This is a genomic window from Lysinibacillus sp. YS11 (assembly GCF_002896375.1).
Lineage (GTDB): Bacteria > Bacillota > Bacilli > Bacillales_A > Planococcaceae > Lysinibacillus > Lysinibacillus capsici.
Window position 1 is genome coordinate 260189 of the sequence record NZ_CP026007.1, and the last position, 17396, is coordinate 277584.

The 17396-nt window shown below is 38.0% G+C and carries 12 protein-coding genes and 1 riboswitch; of the genes, 10 read left to right on the plus strand and 2 right to left on the minus strand.

Annotated elements, in window-relative coordinates; translation table 11 throughout:
• Positions 1-45 precede the first annotated feature (45 nt).
• Both LBYS11_RS01230 and thiC read left to right on the plus strand, forming a co-directional pair.
• Positions 46-975, plus strand: coding sequence for an AEC family transporter (locus LBYS11_RS01230; protein WP_048390721.1), 930 nt, complete (start codon positions 46-48; stop codon positions 973-975).
• 60 nt (positions 976-1035) lie between these two features.
• Positions 1036-1150, plus strand: a riboswitch (TPP riboswitch).
• A gap of 140 nt (positions 1151-1290) precedes the next feature.
• A complete protein-coding gene (gene thiC / locus LBYS11_RS01235) occupies positions 1291-3069 on the plus strand; it encodes a phosphomethylpyrimidine synthase ThiC (RefSeq protein ID WP_048390718.1) in 1779 nt (592 codons plus the stop codon).
• Positions 3070-3192: 123 nt separating this feature from the next.
• Here the strand turns inward: thiC and LBYS11_RS01240 are convergent, their stop codons facing one another.
• Positions 3193-4698 (minus strand): catalase, encoded by a 1506-nt coding sequence (locus LBYS11_RS01240; protein WP_048390717.1) that lies wholly within the window; start codon positions 4696-4698, stop codon positions 3193-3195.
• 296 nt (positions 4699-4994) lie between these two features.
• A complete protein-coding gene (locus LBYS11_RS01245; protein ID WP_103117305.1) occupies positions 4995-6449 on the minus strand; it encodes a response regulator transcription factor in 1455 nt (484 codons plus the stop codon).
• 283 nt (positions 6450-6732) lie between these two features.
• Between LBYS11_RS01245 and hutH the strand changes: the two genes are divergently transcribed.
• From hutH to LBYS11_RS01285, 8 genes are all read left to right on the plus strand, one after another.
• A complete protein-coding gene (gene hutH, locus LBYS11_RS01250) occupies positions 6733-8247 on the plus strand; it encodes a histidine ammonia-lyase (RefSeq protein WP_048390715.1) in 1515 nt (504 codons plus the stop codon).
• A gap of 166 nt (positions 8248-8413) precedes the next feature.
• Positions 8414-10084, plus strand: a complete 1671-nt coding sequence (gene hutU, locus LBYS11_RS01255; RefSeq protein ID WP_004233805.1) for a urocanate hydratase — start codon at positions 8414-8416, stop codon at positions 10082-10084.
• Positions 10081-11358, plus strand: a complete 1278-nt coding sequence (gene hutI, locus LBYS11_RS01260) for an imidazolonepropionase (protein ID WP_048390714.1) — start codon at positions 10081-10083, stop codon at positions 11356-11358. The genes hutU and hutI overlap by 4 nt, the downstream gene beginning before the upstream one ends.
• A gap of 152 nt (positions 11359-11510) precedes the next feature.
• The gene (locus LBYS11_RS01265; RefSeq protein WP_048390712.1) at positions 11511-12311 is read left to right on the plus strand and encodes an NUDIX domain-containing protein; all 801 of its coding nucleotides are present in this window, start codon (positions 11511-11513) and stop codon (positions 12309-12311) included.
• Positions 12312-12391: 80 nt separating this feature from the next.
• A complete protein-coding gene (locus LBYS11_RS01270; protein WP_103117306.1) occupies positions 12392-12946 on the plus strand; it encodes a cysteine hydrolase family protein in 555 nt (184 codons plus the stop codon).
• A gap of 19 nt (positions 12947-12965) precedes the next feature.
• Positions 12966-14423: a nicotinate phosphoribosyltransferase gene (locus LBYS11_RS01275; protein ID WP_048390708.1), complete on the plus strand. Its 1458-nt coding sequence runs from the start codon at positions 12966-12968 to the stop codon at positions 14421-14423.
• Positions 14424-14448: 25 nt separating this feature from the next.
• The gene (gene nadD, locus LBYS11_RS01280) at positions 14449-15063 is read left to right on the plus strand and encodes a nicotinate-nucleotide adenylyltransferase (RefSeq protein ID WP_103117307.1); all 615 of its coding nucleotides are present in this window, start codon (positions 14449-14451) and stop codon (positions 15061-15063) included.
• A gap of 169 nt (positions 15064-15232) precedes the next feature.
• Positions 15233-17086: an SLC13 family permease gene (locus LBYS11_RS01285; protein WP_048390703.1), complete on the plus strand. Its 1854-nt coding sequence runs from the start codon at positions 15233-15235 to the stop codon at positions 17084-17086.
• The last annotated feature ends 310 nt before the right edge of the window (positions 17087-17396 follow it).

Consider the following 17396-nt stretch of genomic DNA (forward strand, 5'->3'; position numbering starts at 1 on the left):
GAAGGAATTCAACACTACTATTAACACTGGAAGGGGGACATTGATATGATGTATCTCGGAATGATTTTCTTTCAAATTGTTGTACCTATTTTAGTGTTACTTGTAATAGGCGCTATACTACAAAAGAAATTTCGCTTTAATTTAAAAGCATTGTCTCAGCTTATTACATATTGCTTTATGCCAGCAGCTGTTTTTGTAAATTTATATGAAACACATGTGGAATTAACTGTACTGGGAGAGGTCGGATTATTTATTGTACTCTTTATCGGTAGTCAAATGATACTCAGTCACTTTATGGCAAAAGGGTTAGGTTTAGCTAGAACAGAGGCAGCTGTCTTTAAAAATAGTGTTGTGCTCATTAACTCGGGTAATTACGGTATTCCAGTGGCTCAAATGATATTTGCCACGCAACCTATTGGAGTAGCCATTCAGGTCATGCTCGTAATCTTTCAAAATATGACTACGTATACATATGGTTTATACAATTTAATTTCTTCTACAAAGTCAGGTATGACAATCATCAAGGATTTCTTTAAAATGCCTATTATTCATGCGCTGATTATAGGTGTCGCTATGAATTATTTTGATATCGGTATTCCACAGTTTATCAAAATACCAGTAGAACATGTGGCAGATGGATTTATTGCTGTGGCTCTAATTACTTTAGGTGCGCAATTATCACAATTAGAGATGAAATCAATGTTTAATAAAACCGTCTTTATCAGCTGTTTTACGCGATTAATTATTGGACCATCTGTTGCATTGGCCATTATTTATATATTGGGATTAGATGGAGTCGTCGCACAATCACTGTTTATAGCTAGTGCTTTTCCAACATCCCGCAATAGTTCTAGTCTAGCATTGGAATATGATGTAGAATCAGCAACAGCCGCGCAAGCTGTTTTATTTTCAACCATTGTAAGCTGTATAACTGTAACCATTGTGATCTATTTTGCAGAAGTATTATTTACCTAGTAAGATAAAAAATAACTTCCATCTCTTAGTATTATCTGCTACACTAGCATCAAACTAAATAGTATTAACTAGGGGAGTCTGATGAGTCAGGCTGAGAGGGAAACGCTACGAAGTTTCTTGACCCTTTGGACCTGATCTGGCTCATACCAGCGTGGGAAAGTTAAGAAGCTATTGCAGAGTATGCAATCAATAGACCTTTACATTCGTGGCCGGATCCAAATAATTATTTTGGATTCGGCCTTTATTTTTTGGATTGTTGGGGTGAGCTAGAATCGGTCCTTATATCAAAATAAATTTAAGGGAGAGAAGTAGCTCATGTCAGCAATTAGTGAAAAGAATATTACCATTATGTCCAGCTTTGAAGGAAGCAAAAAAGTATATGTGGAAGGATCACGCCCAGATATTCTAGTACCTATGCGAGAAATTGCATTAAGTCCGACAACAGGCAGTTTTGGAAATGAAGAAAATGCTCCTATTCGAGTATATGATACGAGTGGGCCCTATACAGATCCAGCCTACCAAGTAGATATTACGAAAGGTTTACCTGCCTTACGAAATGCATGGATTCAAGAGCGAGGGGATGTAGAAGCATATGAGGGACGCTCCATTAAACCGGAGGATAATGGCTTTCGTCATGTTGATGACCCGCGTATTCAAGAAAATGTCTTCCCTGAGTTGGCGAGAAAGCCTTTGCGTGCTAAAAAAGGTAAAAATGTGACACAGCTTCACTATGCACGAAAGGGAATTATAACGCCTGAAATGGAGTTTGTAGCGATTCGTGAAAATATGGATCCTGAATTTGTACGTTCAGAAATTGCAGCTGGGCGTGCTATAATGCCTTCTAATATTAATCACCCTGAGGCAGAGCCAATGATTATTGGGCGTAATTTTCATGTAAAGATCAATGCGAATATCGGGAATTCTGCTGTATCTTCTTCCATTGCAGAAGAAGTTGAGAAAATGACCTGGGCAACTCGATGGGGCGCAGATAATATTATGGATTTATCGACTGGTAAACATATTCATACAACTAGAGAATGGATTATTCGAAATGCGGCAGTGCCAGTGGGAACAGTGCCAATTTATCAGGCTTTAGAAAAGGTAAATGGTGTAGCAGAGGATTTAACGTGGGAGGTTTATCGTGATACTCTCATTGAACAAGCTGAGCAGGGTGTGGATTACTTCACCATTCATGCAGGTGTCCTTTTACGCTATGTACCACTAACAGCAAATCGTGTGACAGGTATTGTATCTCGAGGTGGCTCTATAATGGCACAGTGGTGTTTATATCATCATCAAGAGAATTTCCTGTATACACACTTTGAGGAAATCTGTGAAATTATGAAAGCCTATGATGTTGCTTTTTCCTTAGGTGATGGTTTACGCCCAGGCTCAATTGCAGATGCCAATGATGAGGCACAATTTGCAGAGCTTGAAACACTAGGCGAGCTAACACAGATTGCTTGGCAGCATGATGTTCAGGTAATGGTTGAGGGACCAGGTCATGTACCAATGCATTTGATTAAAGAAAACATGGACAAGCAATTAGAGGTTTGTAAGGAAGCTCCCTTCTATACATTAGGACCACTCACAACAGATATTGCTCCAGGTTATGACCACATTACATCAGCCATTGGGGCAGCCATGATTGGCTGGTTTGGTACAGCGATGCTTTGTTATGTGACACCGAAAGAGCATCTTGGTTTACCGAATCGCGAGGACGTTCGTGTGGGCGTTATCACTTATAAAATTGCTGCACATGCTGCTGATTTAGCAAAAGGTCATCCAGGTGCACAACAACGAGACGATGCACTGTCTAAAGCGCGCTTTGAGTTCCGTTGGCGTGATCAATTCAATCTGTCACTAGATCCCGAGCGTGCAGTGGAATATCATGATGAGACACTGCCAGCAGAGGGAGCAAAAACAGCACACTTTTGTTCTATGTGTGGGCCTAAATTCTGTAGCATGAGAATTTCACAGGATATTCGTAATTATGCGAAAGATAAGGATTTGAATACGACTGAAGCGATCCATCAAGGTATGAAAGAAAAGGCTGAGGAGTTTAAAAAAGCAGGCAGTCAAATTTACCAATAATGAAAGAAAAGGCTTATGTCAAAAAAATAGACATAGGCCTTTTCTTAATAAAAAAACTCCATGTGAATAGTGGATTCACATGGAGTGAAAGTTGGATTTGGATATCAATAATAAAGTGGAATATTAAACGTTTGTTGGTTGTTTTACATATGGATTTGTAAGGTCCATACCTTCTAAGGAAAGACCCATCGCTTTAGCGACACCTTCACCATATGCTGGGTCAGCTAGATAGCAGTGAAGGATGTGACGGCGTTTGATGAATTCTTCAACAGAAGCCATATCGTTCGCGGTATTTTCAAATAAGCGTTGCTGCTCTTCCGAAGTCAATAGACGGAATAGTTTACCTGGTTGTTCAAAGTAATTATTATCGTCTTCACGGAAATCATGAATACCTGCATGACCATCAATACGTAATTCAGGCTCTTTATGGTCTAAATTATGCTCCCACTCACCATAGCTATTTGGTTCATAGCTTAATGTCGAACCAAGATTGCCATCAAAGCGCATTGCTCCATCTCGGTGGAAAGTACGGAATGGACATTTTGGTGCGTTGACAGGAAGCATATAGTGGTTTACACCAAGACGATAGCGTTGGGCATCAGCATATGCAAAGATACGACCTTGTAACATTTTATCTGGTGAGAAGCTGATGCCAGGAACAATGTTAGATGGTGCGAATGCAGCTTGTTCAACTTCTGCAAAGTAGTTGTCTGGATTTTTGTTTAACTCGAATTCACCTACAGGAATTAATGGGAAGTCTTTTTTATACCATACCTTTGTTAAATCAAATGGGTTGTATGGTAGCTCACGAGCTTGTTCCTCTGTCATTACCTGAATGTACATTTTCCATTTAGGGAAATCGCCTTTTTCAATTGCTTCATATAAATCACGTTGTGAAGATTCGCGGTCTTGACCAATAATCTCATTAGCCTCGGCACCAGTTAAGTTCTTAATGCCTTGCTCTGTACGGAAGTGGAATTTAACCCAAACACGTTCATTATTAGCATTGATAAAGCTATACGTATGAGAACCAAATCCGTGCATATTACGGTAACCAGCTGGAATACCACGGTCAGACATAACAATTGTCACTTGGTGAAGTGCTTCAGGTAATGAAGTCCAGAAATCCCAGTTAGAGTTGGCATTTTTCATATTTGTACGTGGGTCCCGTTTTACCACATGGTTTAAATCTGTAAAGTGTAACGGGTCACGGAAGAAGAATACAGGTGTATTGTTCCCTACTAAATCCCAGTTTCCATCTTCTGTATAGAATTTAAGGGCGAAGCCACGAATATCTCGCTCTGCATCTGCTGCACCACGCTCACCCGCTACTGTAGAGAAACGTGCGAACATTTCAGTTTTCTTGCCGATCTCTGAGAAGATTTTCGCTTTAGTATATTGTGAAATATCATGCGTTACAGTAAAAGTACCAAATGCACCTGAGCCCTTTGCGTGCATACGACGTTCTGGAATTACTTCACGGTTGAAATTTGCTAGTTTTTCAACTAACCATACATCTTGAAGTAAAAGAGGGCCACGTGGACCTGCTGACATAGAGTCATGGTTACTTACTACTGGAGCACCACCTGCTGTTGTAAAGCGACGGCTACGATCATTTGCGTTTGTCATATTAGTTTACCTCCTGAAAAAAATGTGAGTCAAACTCTTCGTCTATAACTATAACAAATATAAAATAGAATTGCTAGTACATTATAATAATTATCGTTAAAGAATTTTTATATTTAAGTATAAACTATAAATATATGCGCTAGACATAGGGTTTATACATAGTTTTTAACTTAAATTTATTTTATTTAATCTCAATTTTATAGATAATTGTCATATTAAGATCAAGATAATCACATCATGATAAAATCTTTATTGAAAATAAAATCAACTAATTGAAAATTATTTTAATCAATCTTTTAATTTTTTCTATATCGGTTAGGCGTAATACCAATTTGTTGCTTAAATAATTTTATGAAATAATTTGGGTCATCAAAACCGTTTAAATGAGCAATTTCGCTAATAGCAAAATCTGTTTCTCGCAGCATTTTTGTGGCATGATGAATTCTTATTTGCTGTAAATAGCGCTTAAATGGCAAGCCTTGTTTTCTTGAGAAAATTGTACTTAAATAATTGGGGCTTATTCCAAGTTTATGAGCGACAAAGGGAAGAGACAGTGCGCTATCTTTAAATTGTTGATCAATTATTTCTATAGCTAGTTCAACATAATCAGCTCGTTTCTCTATGCGAGCTTCCCTTGCTAACTCAATTAATGTCTGCGTGAAAGAAATAATCCCATTGAGTATCGTATAAAATATAGGATGCTCAATGATTAAATGAAATAGCTGACGGTAGTGTTGTTCGATAACCGCTTTTTCATGTAATTTATATTTCAGCATAAAGCGTCTAATTTGTGCTAAGACACTCGTCAAATGAATGCGTAAATCGTCTTGCTCATAATATATGCCTTCATTAGAAAGCCGATATAAAAATGTTTTAACGGCCTCTAGGTTTCCATCTTCCAAACTACTTATTAGTAATTGTTGCTCTTCTGGTGTCAATAAGGGATCAAAGGGCTGAGTTTCATATTGTTTGCTCGCATAAAAAATATGGCCAAAGCCCTCATAAAAACTTTGATGTAGTGCACGCTTTGTTAATGTATACATAGTTTTAATGGTTGTAGGTGTTCCATCATATATGCCGATATTTAAAGAACTATTACTAATCAAACGCCATTCCTTCATAAGTGTACGTACATCTTTTTCCACAATCCTTATATCATTTGTTTGAAAAAGACATACGATTCTATTAGATAGAGGATAGGTTTTCATATGAAAGTGAATCGGTGTTTGTTGAAGCCAATTGTAAAGCTTATTGAAGGTTTCAGTATGCTCGGGTTCAATCATTGTGAAATGTAATGTTGTCTCAATTGAACTTGATTTATTATCTAAAAATAATTGATTATAAAAGGAATCGTTTGTAGTCTCTTGAGCATCTTCTGTAATCTGTGGTGTGCGAAGAGAAATGGTTGTGAGTTTATTCTTTAATAGCTCTAAATCAATAGGCTTCACAAAAAGATGAGCAACTTGTAAATCAATTGCCTTCAAAGCATTTTTAAATAATGGCTCAGTTGTCATTGCTAAAATGGCACCAGAAAGCTTTTGTATATCGCGATAAAGAGCTGCTAAGCGATTATTAGGGAATATATCGATATTTAACAGTATGGCATCAGGTTCAAATTGTTTAATGCTATGAGACACCTCTGAAATACTTGTGCACATTTCAATAAAAACATCTCCAGGGAAATATGTATGTAAAAACCACTTTATTCCTGCTAGGTCGGTTAGATCGCGATCAATTAATAACAGCTTCATACCATCAGCCCTTCTTAAAATATTCTAGTTTCATATAAAAGTACGGTTATATTAATAAAAATAACATAGTAATCTGAAAAAAGTCTTGTTTTCTCTATTAAAATTCTCTATATTCTGAAAAAGGTAGTTAGTACAATGTAAATAGAGTAATTGATCATCAGCAGAAGCCAACTTTTGTTATGAAAACGCTTAAAAAGTTTGAGACTGATGTTTTCATATTACGAAAATATGAATGAAGATAATTTTTATTTACATAGCCATATAGGGAATAGGGGGATGTCATGTGAAGTCAATCATCGAGCTTGATGGCAATACATTATCAAGACAACAAATAGAGGAAATCGTGAAGGGGCAAGCAACAGTTGCGCTTGCTACAGAGAGTTTGGAACGTATTCGTTTAAGTAGAGAGCGTATCGAAAAGCGTTTAGCTGAAGGCCAAACAATTTATGGTGTGAATACAGGGTTTGGTAAACTCAGCAATATAAAAATTGAAGAAGAAGACATTGAGCTATTGCAGCTAAATTTATTACGATCAGATGCAACCGGTGTTGGTGAACCATTCCCAACAGATGTTGTACGTGCAATGATGGTGTTACGTGCCAATGCTTTGGCCAGAGGATTTTCTGGCATTCGTGAGGAAACTGTCCAACTATTGTTGAATCTTATTAATAAAGGTGTTCATCCAATTGTTCCGTCACAAGGTTCAGTAGGAGCAAGTGGTGATTTAGCGCCTTTATCACATTTGGCATTAGTGTTAGTGGGAGAAGGAAAGGCTGAGTTTAACGGAGAAATCATGAGTGGTAGTGACGCGCTAAAGCAAGCAGGATTAACCCCTGTTAGACTTCAAGCTAAAGAGGGGCTAGCATTAGTTAACGGTACACAAGCTATGACGGGTATAGGTGTATTAACGGTCAATGAAGCTGAACGAATCGGTCTTGCAGCGGATATGGCTGCTAGCTTAACACTGGAAGCTTTAAAGGGCATTACCTCGGCATTTGATCCAGCACTTTTAGCAGTAAGACCACATCCAGAGTTAGAACTAGTGGGCGGGCGTATTCGTAAGTGGCTCGATGGCAGTAAACGTGTGACAAAGCAGGGTGAAATTCGCATGCAGGATGCTTATTCACTACGTTGTATACCGCAAGTACATGGTGCTTCTTGGCAGTCATTTTTCTACGCACAGGACCGTGTTCAAACTGAAATGAATGCAACAACTGATAATCCAATCGTTTTAGAAAGCGGGGAGGTTTTATCGGGTGGGCATTTCCATGGACAGCCAATAGCCTTGGCAATGGACTTTTTGAAAATAGGTGTATGTGAGTGGGCCAATATTTCAGAACGACGTACAGAACGTATGGTAAACCCTCAACTTAATGAAGGGCTGCCACCGTTTCTAGCAACAAACCCTGGGATTGAATGTGGGCTTATGATTGCTCAATATACAGCAGCCTCTATTGTCTCAGAAAATAAAGTTTTAGCACATCCTTCGAGTGTGGATTCTATTCCTACATCAGGTAACCAAGAGGATCATGTAAGTATGGGAACAACTTCGGCACGTCAAGTACGTCAGATTGTTCACAACGCTGCTCGCGTTATAGCTATCGAATTGATTTGTGCATCACAGGCTATTCATTTAGACAAGGCAGAAGAGCAATTATCTCCTACTACAAGTAAATTCTTAAAGAAAGTGCGAGAATTTTGCCCACCATTATTAGCCGATCAACCAATTGGCGATGAAATTGAAGCATTGGCGAAATATTTACTATCAAGTAATGATTTAGTAAATGAGTATGTGTAAATTAGTTTAAATTTTGATATGAAAGAGCAAAGGCGTCGCTCGGTTATACACCGAGTAGCCTCTGCTTTGAAAATATTTATATGTATTTAAGTCTGAATATTCAGTTATTAATAGCTTTAGACAGCAACATTCACATTTTTTTAATAGGAAAAGGAGCGTGTTTTTAATGGTATTTAAGACAGATATTCGTGCACCACGTGGAAATGAACTAACATGTAAGGGATGGACACAGGAAGCAGCAATGCGTATGTTAATGAACAATCTTGACCCAGAGGTAGCAGAGAATCCAGATGAACTGATAGTTTATGGGGGTATTGGTAAGGCTGCTCGTAACTGGGAAAGCTATGAACAAATCATTGCATCTTTGAAAGAATTAGAGAATGATGAGACTCTATTAATCCAATCTGGAAAGCCCGTAGCTGTATTCCGTACACATGAGCATTCCCCTCGAGTGTTGATTGCCAACTCAAACCTTGTACCAGCATGGGCAAATTGGGATCACTTTTATGAATTAGAAGAAAGAGACTTAATGATGTATGGCCAAATGACTGCTGGGAGTTGGATTTATATTGGTGCTCAAGGAATTTTACAAGGAACTTATCTGTCCTTTGTAGAAGCAGGCAAAAAGGTATTTGGCACTGCTGATTTACGTGGTAAATTCATCCTTACAGGTGGTATGGGCGGTATGAGTGGTGCACAGCCATTAGCAGGGAAAATGGCTGGGGCTGTAATCTTAGTTGTTGAAGTTGAACGTGCTCGCATTGAACGTAAAATCAAAGAAGGTTACTGTGATTATATTGTAGAAACTGTAGATGAAGCAATTGCATTAGTTAATAAATTACGTGACCAAAATGAGCCAGCATCCATTGGCCTTGTTGGTAACTGTGCTGATGTTAATCGTGAGTTGTTGAATCGTGGAATTATTCCAGATTTTGTGACAGACCAAACATCTGCACATGATCCGATTAATGGTTATGTACCTAATGGCATGACCTTTGAAGAAGCGCTAAAACTTCGCAAAGAGGATGTAAAAACATATGAGCGTAAAGCAAAAGAAACAATGGCAGAGCATGTTCGTACAATGCTAGAGTTCCAAGAGGCAGGCGCAGAAGTATTTGATTATGGGAATAACATTCGTGCCTATGCCAAAGAAATGGGTGTGACAAATGCCTTTGATTTCCCAGGCTTTGTACCAGCGTATATTCGTCCGTTATTCTGTGAAGGAAAGGGCCCATTCCGTTGGGCGGCGCTTTCAGGAAACCCTGAGGATATATATAAAACAGATGCACTGGCAAAAGAGATGTTTGCTGAAGATGAGGGTCTAGTCAATTGGATTGATATGGCACAAAAAATGGTGAAATGGCAAGGGCTACCTGCACGCATTTGCTGGTTGGGTTATGGTGATCGTCATCGTTTTGCATTAAAGGTCAATGAAATGGTTGCAAATGGTGAATTATCAGCACCAATTGTCTTTGGTCGCGATCACTTAGATTCAGGTTCTGTAGCATCACCAAATCGTGAAACAGAAGGAATGCTAGATGGTTCGGATGCGGTATCGGATTGGCCAATTTTAAATGCTCTTGTTAATACTGCGAGTGGTGCAAGCTGGGTAAGCGTACACCATGGTGGTGGTGTAGGAATGGGTTATTCACAGCATGCAGGTCAAGTCTTAGTAGCAGATGGATCAGAGCTTGCCGCTGAAAAAATTGCACGTGTATTGGTTTCAGACCCTGGAATGGGCGTTGCTCGTCATGCTGATGCAGGCTACGATATTGCTATCAATACAGCAAAAAACAAAGGTGTCCATATACCAATGTTAAAGGGTGATGTGAAGTGACCATTCTAATAAAAAATGCAAATGAAGTAATTACCTTGAAAAGTAATGTACAAGGACCACGTACAAAAGAACAAATGCAGGAAATTGCAGTAATAGAATATGGCAGTGTTCTAATTGAAGAAGAGCGTATTGTAGCAGTAGGAGCGTATGAGCAATTAGAAGCTGACTTCCCAGAATTAATAAAGAAGGCAGAAACGATTGATGCTACTGGTAAGATTGTTATGCCTGGCTTAGTGGATTGTCATACACATTTAGTGCATGGTGGAACACGCGAGCAAGAGTTTAATATGAGATTAAATGGTTCTACCTATATGGAAATCATGAATGCAGGCGGTGGCATTCATGCTACAACAAAGCATACACGAGAAACAAGCTTTGATGAATTATATGAAAAAACGATGCAGCATTTAGATGTATTTTTAAAGCATGGCGTAACAACAGTTGAAGCAAAATCAGGGTATGGCTTGGACTGGGAAACGGAAAAGAAACAGCTAGAGGTCGCAAAAGAATTACAAGCTGCACATCACATTGATGTCATTAGCACGTTTATGGGAGCCCATGCAGTTCCTCGTGATTATAAGGGGCGTGAGGATGAATTTGTGGATGTGGTGGTCCATGAGATGCTGCCAAAAGTAGCAGAACTAGAGTTGGCTGAATTTAATGATGTATTTTGTGAAAAAGGCGTCTTTACACCCGAACAATCCCGACGCATTTTAGAGGCTGGAAAAGCACTAGGCTTAACCCCAAAAATACATGCGGATGAAATCGAACCTTATCAAGGCGCCGAGCTGGCTGCGGAAGTAGAGGCCATTTCTGCGGAGCATTTGTTAGTTGCTTCTGATAAGGGAATTCGAAAAATGGCTGAAGCGGGTACAATTGCTGTATTGCTGCCAGGTACTGCATTCTTTTTACGTGCACCTTTTGCAAGAGGGCGTCTAATGATTGACGAGGGAGTGCCTGTGGCGATATCAACAGACTTTAACCCTGGGTCATCCCCAACAATGAGCCTACCCTTCATTATGAATTTAGCTTGCATGCATATGGGTATGACATTGGAGGAAGTATTAACGGCAACAACAATTAATGCAGCATATGCCCTAAATCGAGGCGAGCAAATTGGTTCCCTTGAAGCACATAAAAAAGCTGACGTACTTATCCTTGATGTTGCTAATTACAAGCAACTGCAATATTTCTACGGCATGAATCATACACATACAGTAATCAAAAATGGGCAAGTTGTTGTACAAAACGGAATTCTGCTGAAAGATCAATAATAATAATGGGCATAAATAAGGCGGAGTAGCTTTATTTATGCTTTTTTTATAAATTAGTTGCAAATGCTTTGATGAAAGATTATAATTCTAATAAATAGTAATTAACGAATTACAAATTACCTGAACCTTGTAATTATAGAAGGGGTTATACAATGACAAAATTTCGTACCGAAGAAGAAGTGCTTGCACATTATGATTCTTCAAAATATCAAACACCCGATGGATATACCGCAGATATTGCTATTTTTACAATTACCTCAGAGAAAACAGAGGAAAAAGCACCGCCAAACATGACGCTAAAGATTATGTTAATTAAGCGTGCTACTAGGGATGCTGAAGGAAATCCCAATATTGAAGGAGGAAAATGGGCACTTCCTGGGGGCTTTGTAGATGCAAATCAAAAAGAAACTGCCTTTATCGCAGCAAAGAGAGAATTAAAAGAAGAAACAAATGTAGAAGGTTTACATGTTCAACATTTTGGTGTTTATGATGAGATCGATCGAGATCCACGTGGTTGGATGATTTCAAATGCATTTTATGCCATTGTTCCTGAGACATATATTGAGCAACGTCAAGCGAATGATGATGCAGACGATGTAGAACTGTTTGATATAGAAAGTGTATTTACGCTTCCATTAGCTTTCGATCACCGAAAAATCATTTCCGATGCGTTGCATTTTATTAAAAGGGATATGATTCAGACAACTGTTGCTAAAAACTTTTTACCACAAGAGTTTACATTATCAGAATTGCAACGAGTACTTCTAACAGTTGGAGAAGATCCACGAATCTCTAACGATTCCGTATTCTTTACAAAAGCACCTAAATTACCATTTATCGAAAAAGCATTGGATGAAGAAGGAAAACCAAAGAAAACAAAAAGAAATTCGTTCCGGCCTTCCCAGCTCTATACATTTAATGATTTCGAAATGGTAGAGTCTATCTATCATTAGGAAAGATCCGTCTTTCCTGATTATTTTAAAGAAAGTAATTTGTAATTTAAGTATTACTAATTAAAAACTGGAGTGATGAAATGATGAAAAAGCGTGCATTAATTAATATTGATTATACAGTGGATTTCGTAGCGACGGATGGGGCTCTTACTTGCGGAGAGCCTGGGCAATTGCTCGAACGTGCAAATGTTGATTTAACAAAGGAGTTTATTAAGAGGGGGGATTTTACAGTATTTGCGATAGATGTTCATGAAAAGGGAGATATTTATCATCCAGAAACAAAGCTATTTCCACCTCATAATATTCGTCATACAGAAGGTAGAGAGTTATATGGTGCATTAAACTCATTATATGAAGAAAATAAAGACCAAGATTTCGTCTATTACATTGATAAAACGCGTTATTCTGCTTTTGCAGGAACAGATTTAGAATTGAAATTGCGTGAAAGAGGAATTGCTGAGCTGCATTTAATCGGCGTTTGTACAGATATTTGTGTTCTTCATACAGCAGTAGATGCTTATAATAAAGGGTTCGATATCGTCATTCATAAAAATGCTGTCGCCTCTTTTAATCAAGCTGGACATGAGTGGGCGTTAAATCATTTCGAGCATACTCTAGGTGCGACTATTATTTGACATGAATGGAGGGGAAAATATGAAATATGTAGATGATAGTTTCATGTTACACACGGACCTATACCAAATTAATATGGTTCAAACTTATTGGCAAGATGGTGTTCATCAACGTAAAGCTGTTTTCGAACTATATTTTAGAAAGCTTCCATTTGGCAATGGCTATGGAGTTTTCGCTGGATTGAAAAAAGTGATTGAGTTTATTAATAACTTTGGTTTCTCTCAAAGCGATATTCAATATTTACGAGAAGAGGGGAAGTATCCCGAGGAATTTCTTGAATACCTAAAAGAACTTAAATTTACAGGGACAATTAAGGGGATGAGAGAGGGAGAATTGGTCTTTGCAAACGAGCCTATCCTGCGAATTGAAGCACCATTAGCAGAGGCTCAATTAATTGAAACGCCGTTGTTAAATATCGTTAATTACCAAACCCTGATTGCGACAAAAGCTTCACGTATCAAACAAGTGACGGGTGAGGATGTTGTAATGGAATTTGGAACCCGCCGCGCACATGAATTTGATGCTGCTATTTGGGGAACTCGTGCTGCTTATATAGGTGGATTCTCTGCAACAAGCAATGTAAGAGCAGGAAAATTATTTGGTATTCCTGTGTCAGGAACACATGCCCATGCGATGATTCAAACCTATCGAGATGAATATACTGCGTTTAAAAAATACGCAGCAGCCCATAAAGACTGTGTTTTCCTAGTAGATACTTATGACACACTACGTTCTGGTGTTCCTAATGCTATCCGCGTAGCGAAGGAGCTAGGGAATCAAATTAATTTTATTGGTATCCGTTTAGACAGTGGAGATTTAGCCTATCTCTCAAAACAGGCAAGGAAAATGCTAGATGATGCAGGATTTACTGCAACTAAAATTATGGCTTCGAATGATTTGGATGAATATACAATTATGCATTTAAAGTCACAAGGGGCGCAAATTGATGCTTGGGGTATCGGAACTAAGCTGATTACAGCCTATGATCAAGCAGCTCTTGGAGGAGTATACAAATTAGTTTCGATAGAAAACGAAAGTGGAGAACTAGTTGATACCATTAAAATTTCAGCAAATCCTGAGAAAGTGACTACACCTGGACGTAAACGTGTTTACCGTATTATTAATGCGGAGAATGGTCATGCTGAAGGAGATTATATTGCGTTAGATAATGAAAACATACAGCAAGAAGAAAGATTGAAAATGTTCCACCCTATTCATACGTATATTAGTAAATTTGTTACAAATTTTACGGCGAAAGAGTTACATGAAAGTATTATAGAAAATGGAAATATTGTTTATGAGGAGCCAACTATTCAAGAAATACAAAAATATGTACAGGAAAACTTACATTTATTGTGGTGTGAGTATAAACGAACAATGAATCCTGAAGAATATCCAGTCGATTTAAGTCAAGTATGTTGGGACAATAAAATGGCAAGCATACAGGCAATAAAAGAAAAGGTTTCACAACGTATTTAAAAGTAACTGCTAGGAGGTAGATACGATGGCGAGAATAGGTATTTATGGTTCATCATTTGATCCCATTACCAATGTCCATCTTTGGACAGCAAGCACTGTAGCACATCGGTGTAAGTTAGATAAGGTTATTTTTTTGCCTTGTTCAAATAAACGCAAAGATAAAACCATCAAAACAGCTGATACACATCGTTGGAATATGCTTCAGTTAGCTATTGCTAAGGATGATCGTTTTATCGTAGATTCCTATGAGATGGATCAAGAAGGCTGGAATATCTACACATATGACACTATGAAATACTTTAGAGAGAAGAACCCAGAGGATGAGGTGCATTTTATTATGGGTGCTGATTTACTAGTGGATATTGGTGCAGGTTTATGGAAAAAGGGCGACGCATTAGTAGCGGAGAATAAATTTATTGTAATGGCACGACATGGCATTGATATGCTATCAACCATTAGTCGTTCTCCGATTTTAAGAAATAATGATGATGGAAGATTTCATCTTATAGATAAAGGGCTAGCGATGGAAATTAGCTCTACCTATATTCGAGAAGAATTCGCAATGGGAGGAGAACCGAGATACCTCTTGCCTACTGCTTGTTACAACTATATTAAAGAACATCATCTTTACCAAAAATAAAATAGTGAAGCTATCATTATAAGTGTGGATGACTACCACACTTATTTTAATTTTGAAAAGATGGTGAATTTTATCATATAGAGCTCAGGGTAAGCTATAATAAAAATAGTAATGAAGTACAATTTTTTGCTGTCAATTTTTAATAATGATTAATGTTAGAAAGGAATTCATGAATGTGCAGCTTACATTAACATTTCTTATTTTAGGAGCAACAATTTTCGCATTTGTGACCAATAAAATACGAGCAGATCTTGTAGCAATTGTGTCACTATTAGCATTTGTCATTATGGATATTTTGACGCCCGCGGAGGCATTAGCTGGTTTTTCAAACTCTGTAGTTTTAATGATTGCAGGGTTATTTGTCGTGGGTGCAGGGATTTTACGTACGGGCCTGGCAGGCATGGCGGGGCAACTATTACTAAAATGGTCAGGCAATAGTGAGCTGAAGTTATTTGTGCTACTGCTTATTATTGTAGGATCGGTTGGTGCATTTATGAGTAATACGGGTACTGTCGCCTTAATGATGCCAATCGTTGTAAGTATAGCAATAAGCATGAAAGTCAGCCCTTCTAAATTTCTACTACCACTCTCCTATGTAGCAAGTCTTTCTGGTCTGATGACACTGATTGCGTCCCCAACCAATTTAATTGTCAGTCAGTTATTGGTTGATCGAGGCTATAACAAACTTGGCTTTTTTGAAGTAACTCCTATTGGTATCGTGGGGATGATTGCTGGCATTTCCTATTTAGTACTTGTAAGAAATATTTTATTACCAAAGGATCAAAACCGTACACAGACCAATGAAGGCTATAAACTTTCGCCGAAAAAAATTATTAAACAATATGATTTAAATAATCGTCTATTTAAAATCTCCGTTCCTGAGGAGTCACCTATTATTGAAACATCGTTAGCGGAATTAAAACTACCAGCTAAGTATATGCTTTGTATGATGAAAATTCATCGGAAATCACAGGAGGGCATTAATTTACTACCGATGACTTATCAAGAAATGGCAGGACCAACTAGTGTCATTCATGCCAAGGATGAGTTATATGTTCAAGGAGAAATAGAGGATATTCGGCGTTTTGTTGAGGATTATCATCTTGAGATGCAAGGATTAGTTGAAGGAGAAGCCGATGAATTGGTATCGAAGCATCTGGGTATTGCAGAGGTATTGCTTACCCCAAATTCGAGCTTTATCAATGAAACGGTTAGTTCCCTTGGGTTCCGGGAAAAATACAATCTAAATATCATTGGTATTAATCGTAAGGGTGGTTACAAGCTTCAGGATATGGTGTCTCACAAATTAAAATTTGGAGACGCAATATTAGTACAGGGAGCATGGGATGAAATTCTTTTGTTAGCAAGAGAAACGCAAGATGTCGTGGTTGTAGGACAGCCGAAAGAACACGCAAGTGTGGCAGCAGCTACAGGCAAAGCTGGAATTGCGGGGATTATTATGTTATTCATGATTATTTTGATGGCATTTGAAGTTTTCCCTGCTGTCATTTCTGTGATGATTGGCGCTGTACTTATGATTTTAACAGGCTGCTTGAGAAACATGGAAGATGCCTATAGCAATATGAATTTTGAAAGTATTGTGTTAGTGGCTGCGATGTTACCAATGGCGACAGCGTTAGAAAAAACAGGGGGCATGACCATTTTATCTGATGGTATTATTAATGCTTTAGGTGGTTTCGGACCATACGGTGTACTCATAGGAGTTTATATTTTGACAGCTATTTTCGGTCAATTTATTAGCAATACGGCAACTGCTGTATTGTTTGCACCCATTGCCATGAGTGCAGCCATTGCAATGGAGGTTAGTCCCACAACATTTATGATTGCAGTCGCAGTTGCAGCAAGTATGGCATTTGCTACGCCAATTGCTTCCCCTACGAATGCACTGGTAATGACGGCGGGGGGCTATAAATTTATGGATTTCGTAAGAATAGGGGTTCCGTTACAGCTTGTTATGTTTATTGTGATGATGATAGCCATCCCGTTCTTTTTCCCATTTTAAAAACTCGGTTTCTTTACCGAGTTTTTTGTTTTTTTAAAGATCTATTATTTTTTTGTAGGAAATTATGATAAAATTATTTTCTAGTTCATGGTCTAATATTGAACTAGCTTGTGAATAGATTTTATAGTTACTAATATAGGAAGTTTTACTTTGGTAATAAAAATAATAAAGTTTTTTATTAAAAAGTGTTGACCTTTTAAAAATAAGGGTGTAGTATTATACAAGTCGCCAGGGTGACACGCTAAAATAAAGCAAAACATGAACCTTGAAAACTGAACAAGCAAAACGTAATCAATAAAGTTTTAAGTAG